The sequence below is a fragment of the Schnuerera sp. genome, assembly GCF_035459645.1.
In the GTDB taxonomy this organism is placed as follows: Bacteria; Bacillota; Clostridia; order Tissierellales; family Tepidimicrobiaceae; genus Schnuerera.
Genome location: NZ_DATHXO010000117.1, coordinates 1 through 3,153, shown reverse-complemented (window position 1 = coordinate 3,153; position 3,153 = coordinate 1). Strand labels below are relative to the sequence as shown.

Genomic DNA, 3,153 nt, shown 5'->3' with positions numbered 1-3,153 from the left:
ATTGTATCTTATTTACTATTTCTTCGATATTATCATTGAACTTGCTATTAGCATTAGAACCATAATCTTTAATAAAATCAATCAATTTATCCAAACTTTTATTATATTTAGAGCTGTTTTTTTCAATTTGATTTTTAGGACTACCAATATCAATCATAATCCTTTTCATCTGATTTGTAAACTTTTTATCCATGATATCTTTAATTTTTTCAAAATCTTTAGAAAATAATGTTAAATTTTCATTTAACTCCAAAAAATATTTTATATTATTTAAAGTAGGTTTTATATCGTATTTAAGGAAAAAAATAATCGTCTTTATCAATCTATTGTCAATTTTGTTAGTGGAAAAATTATTTATAGATTTTTTTATAACTATATTGATATTATCTTTAAAATTCATTTGAAGTTTATCTACATCTTCTTTTACAACAATAAAATTCCTAATATCTTCCTTTTCTACATTTATAATTTCTTTATTGTTATTAGCTAAAATGATCATTTCATCATCTTTTGTATTAATAAAATGTACTAGTTTATCTAATACCCCAATTCCAGAAACTAAATTGTTTTTATTGATTGGAAGATTAAATTTAATCAAATTATCAAGGAAATCAATAGAAGTAGGACTAGGTTTAATATTAAATTCCTTTAAAATATTTGTCAAATATTCTTCTTTATTATTTTCAGAAAAGAAAGTAGTATTTTGCTCTATATCATTAAAAATAGGTTTTAAAAAAATTTTATCTGGAAATATATCTACTATTATGAAGTTTAAGGTTTTGCCTTTATGAGAATCTAAAGGTTGTTCAGAGCTTGCTTTAATCATACCAATATTTTCAATCTTTATTAAAGCAGTATTATCATCAGTTTCTAATATTTCACCTTTAATTAAATTACCTTTTTTAAAAAAATCTTTCCTTGTTTCCAGAAACAACTTTTTTGAATTAACAAAATCCTTAATCTTCACAATATTCACCACCTTATTTAATTATACGTTTTAAAAAAGTCATCCTATGTATAGGCGAAGGCCCAATCTCGTTAATAGCATCCCTATGTTCTTTAGTGCCATATCCCTTATTTTTTTCGATTTTGTACCCTTTGTATTCTTTACCCCATTTTTCACATAATCTATCTCTATATACTTTTGCTACAATAGAAGCACATGCAATACCATGGCTTCTTTGGTCTCCTTTTACTAAGCTCAATTGAGGTATATCAATTGGTATGTTTTCTGCATCCACCAATAGATAGTCTGGAATTACTCTTTGACCATCTTTATCCTTTAGGTTTAATACTGCCTTTTGCATTGCTAATCTAGTACTTTCTTTTATATTTATCTCATCAATAATATTTGGGCCTATCTTACCTATACCTATAGCAATAGCATTTTTAACAATTATATTATATAGTTCTTCCCTTTTTTTAGCAGATAGTTTTTTTGAATCGTTAACACCATCAATCACCATATCTTTAGGCATAATAACTGCACAGGCCACCACATCCCCAGCTAAACACCCTCTTCCTACTTCATCAATACAACCAATTAATTTAAAGCCTTTATTCTCTATTTCCTTTTCTATTTTAAGCTGCATATGAACCCTCCTGTGTTAAGGATTAATTGGGGAATTCCAATGTAATTTTCCCAATTAATCCTTTTCTAAATTCATCCAAAACTATATAACTTGTTTTAGTGAAATTTATTTCTCCACCTTTTATAAAACACCCTCTTCTTTTTCCGATTTCTAACATGATATCATAAGGTGCTTTATGGCCAACTAAGATATTATATCTTTCTTCGATGAAACTTTTAGATATAGAATTAAGTCTTTCTACTAATTTTATAGCCAAATTTTCTACATCTAATAATTCATCCTTAATGGCTCCAGTAAAAGCAAGATTTAATCCTACTTCTTTATCTTCAAATTTAGGCCATAGTATTCCTGGTGTATCTAATAATTCTAAATCCCCTTTTATTTTTATCCATTGATTTGCTCTTGTCACACCAGGTTTATTGCCAACTTTTGTTCCTTTTCTTTTAGATAAACTGTTAATTAAGGTAGATTTTCCTACATTAGGAACCCCAACTATCATGGCCCTAATAGGTCTGTTTTTTATACCTTTTTTAGCTAGCCTCTTTATTTTTTCCTCAGTCAACATATAGGATAAATCTATTATCTTTTCAAGACCTTTATTTTTAGCGGAGTTAACTATAACAGAAGAAATTCCTTTATTTTTAAAATAATCTTGCCATTTTTTATTGGCTTCCTTATTTGCTAAATCAGATTTATTTAAAATTATCAGTCTAGGTTTTTTACCTAAGATTCCATCAATATCAGGATTCTGACTGCTAAAAGGTATTCGAGCATCTATAACTTCATAAACTATGTCGACTAAAGATAAGTTTTTCTTAATGGATTCTTTGGTTTTTTTCATATGTCCTGGATACCAGTTAATATTCATACATTCACCTACTTTTTTATAAATAAAATTGGGACTATAAAAGTCCCAATACATCAATAGATTTTCTTTTCTTTTACTTTAGCTGACTTACCTTGTCTTTCTCTTAAATAGTAAAGTTTAGATCTTCTTACTTTACCTTTCCTAGTTATAACAAGTTTTTCAATCCTTGGAGAATGTAGAGGGAATGTTCTTTCAACACCAACACCATAAGATAACCTTCTTACAGTAAATGTTTCTCTTATTCCTCCACCTTGTCTTTTAATTACTGTACCTTCAAATATCTGTATTCTTTCACGGGTACCTTCTTTTATCTTATAATGAACTTGAACAGTATCACCTACGTTTAAATCAGGTAGGTTATCTTTCATTTGTTCATCTTCTAAAACTCTTATTATATCCACTGTTCAAACCTCCCTTCTCCATAGACGTTCTTGTCATCAAATTATGACAGAGGACCATCCTTAATTCCATACGTTCTGTATTATAGCATATGTATTTATAAAATACAACTTATTTTTTTTCTACTTTTTCTTTTATTTTTTTAAAAATTTTTATCTCTTCTTCACTGAATTCATACTTATCTAATAAATCTGGTCTTTTCATATAGGTGTTTTTTAAAGATTGGTATTTTTTCCAATCTTTAATCTTATTATGATCACCAGATAGTAACACTTCTGGTACCGTTAGGCCTTC

Annotated in this window: 4 protein-coding genes and 1 pseudogene; all 5 read right to left on the bottom strand. The window is 27.6% G+C overall.

The features are described from left to right. Positions 1-967, bottom strand: a 967-nt coding sequence (locus VK998_RS02825) for a hypothetical protein (protein WP_325225243.1), incomplete at its 3' end; no start/stop codon positions are given. 13 nt (positions 968-980) lie between these two features. Next, complete coding sequence (locus VK998_RS02820; protein ID WP_325225240.1) at positions 981-1,592, bottom strand: ribonuclease HII; 612 nt, start codon at positions 1,590-1,592, stop codon at positions 981-983. Positions 1,593-1,614: 22 nt separating this feature from the next. Beyond that, positions 1,615-2,460: a ribosome biogenesis GTPase YlqF gene (ylqF, locus tag VK998_RS02815; RefSeq protein ID WP_325225237.1), complete on the bottom strand. Its 846-nt coding sequence runs from the start codon at positions 2,458-2,460 to the stop codon at positions 1,615-1,617. A 53-nt stretch (positions 2,461-2,513) separates the two neighbouring features. After that, on the bottom strand, positions 2,514-2,861 hold the full coding sequence (gene rplS, locus VK998_RS02810) for a 50S ribosomal protein L19 (protein WP_325225235.1): 348 nt from the start codon (positions 2,859-2,861) through the stop codon (positions 2,514-2,516). Between the two features lie 109 nt (positions 2,862-2,970). Then, positions 2,971-3,153 (bottom strand): annotated as a pseudogene (locus tag VK998_RS02805) (tRNA (guanosine(37)-N1)-methyltransferase TrmD); the annotation flags it as partial.